This window comes from Streptomyces sp. NPDC001156 (assembly GCF_053598275.1).
Genome location: NZ_JBSFJX010000525.1, coordinates 1 through 1505, shown reverse-complemented (window position 1 = coordinate 1505; position 1505 = coordinate 1). Strand labels below are relative to the sequence as shown.

Sequence of the window (1505 nt, the reverse complement as noted above, 5' to 3'; positions counted from 1 at the left end):
CCAATGCCGCTGACTTTGGGGTGAGTTGCTTGTAGCTTGTGGCCGGGAGGGGTGCTGGTGCCACGGGCTGGGCAGGTGAAGCCGCCGGTTGAGGAGCGGTTGTCGGACCGGATCGCGTTGGGGGTGCTGACGCGGGTGTTTCCGGCGGAGCTGGTCGATGAGGTCGTCGCTGAGACGGGGCGGGGCGAGAAGCGGAATCGGCTGCTGCCGGCACGGGTGACGGTCTACTTCGTGCTGGCGATGTGTCTGTTCTCGGGGCAAGCGTATGAGGAGGTCGCACGGCTGCTGGTGGAGGGGCTGGCGTGGTCACGCCGGTGGCGGGGGTCGTGGGAGGTGCCCACCACCGCGGCGATCTCCCGGGCGCGTGCCCGGCTCGGCCCGGAGCCACTGCGGGCGCTGTTCGCGCGGGTGTGCCGGCCGGTCGCGAGTGTGGACACGGTCGGCGCCTGGTATCGGGGGCGGCGGCTGGTGGCAGTGGACGGCACCACGCTTGACGTGGCGGACACTGAGGACAACGACGCGTTCTTCGGACGGCCGGGGTCCGGGCGCGGGGACAAGAAGAGCGCGTTCCCGCAGGTGCGGCTGGTGGTGCTGGCCGAGTGCGGCACGCATGCGGTGTTCGCCGCGGCCACTGGGCCGTGCACGGTGGCTGAGACGGTGCTCGCTGACACCCTGCTGCCGCAGCTTCAGCCGGGAATGCTGCTGCTGGCCGACCGCAACTTCCCCGGCTACGACCGGTGGAATACCGCCGCCGCGACGGGCGCGGACCTGTTGTGGCGGGTCAAATCGGATGTCGTGCTGGTGGTGCGGGAGCAGTACGCGGATGGCTCGTACCTGTCGGAGATCTACGCGGCCCGGGACAAGCGCCGCGTGCACGGGCAGCTGGTGCGGGTGGTGGAGTACACGGTTGCCGGCCACGAGGAGGCCGGCCCGATCCGGCTGATCACCACAATCCTGGATCCGGAGCAGGCACCGGCGGCCGAGCTGGCGGCCCTGTATCACGAGAGGTGGGAGGTGGAAGGGGTGCTGGACGAGATCAAGGTCCACCAGCGCGGCCCGGACGTGGTCCTGCGCTCCAGATACCCCGACGGCGTCGAGCAGGAGGTCTACGGCTTCCTCCTCGTCCACCACGCCGTGCGCCAGGTCATGCACCAGGCCGCAGACCGGGCCGGGACCGACCCCGACCGGCTCTCCTTCACCCGCTCCCTGCGCGTCGTGCGCCGCCAGGTCCCCGCCCAGGCGGCTTTTTCCCCCTGAGCAGCTGGCCGCTGCCTGGGACCGCACCCTCGCCGAGATCGCCCGACGCCTCTTACCGGTCCGCAGACTTCGCGCGTTCCCCCGCGTCGTCAAGCGCAAGATGTCCAACTGGGGCCTCAAACGCGCCCACCACCGCCCCTGGCCCCAGCCCGCTGCCCCACCGTCCGATGCGGTCACCATCGTTCCCGCGTCCAAGACCGCCCCGACCAAGCGAAAACCCAAGGCCACGGCTTAAAACAGCGGCATTG

General features: G+C 70.5%; 1 protein-coding gene. It reads left to right on the top strand.

The window, feature by feature from the left end; translation table 11 throughout:
• The first annotated feature begins 57 nt into the window (after positions 1 to 57).
• Positions 58 to 1257: an IS4 family transposase gene (locus tag ACWDA7_RS52820; protein ID WP_450615352.1), complete on the top strand. Its 1200-nt coding sequence runs from the start codon at positions 58 to 60 to the stop codon at positions 1255 to 1257.
• The last annotated feature ends 248 nt before the right edge of the window (positions 1258 to 1505 follow it).